Here is a 241-nt window from a genome sequence, read left to right as displayed (position 1 = left end):
GCTCGATTTGTCCAAGTGGCGGTGGCGCCGTGATTCGTCCAAGCACTGACCTGACCGTGTATCTGTGCCGTGAACCGGTGGACATGCGCAAGCAAATCGATGGCCTGGCGTTGTTGGTTCAGGAGGCCATGGAGCTGAACCCGTTCGATAAGGCGCTGTTTGTCTTTGGTAACCGTCAACGCGACAAGGTGAAGCTGTTGTTCTGGGAGCGTAATGGCTTTGTGGTGTGGTACAAGCGATT

1 protein-coding gene is annotated in these 241 nt (G+C 55.2%); it reads left to right on the top strand.

Going from position 1 to position 241, the window contains the following annotated elements; translation table 11 throughout:
• Window positions 1-241, top strand: a 241-nt coding sequence (tnpB, locus tag M8006_RS18080) for an IS66 family insertion sequence element accessory protein TnpB (RefSeq protein WP_250084626.1), incomplete at both ends; no start/stop codon positions are given.

It is taken from the genome of Halomonas llamarensis, from assembly GCF_023555005.1.
In the GTDB taxonomy this organism is placed as follows: Bacteria; Pseudomonadota; Gammaproteobacteria; order Pseudomonadales; family Halomonadaceae; genus Vreelandella; species Vreelandella llamarensis.
This window is presented reverse-complemented; position numbering and strand designations above follow the sequence as displayed.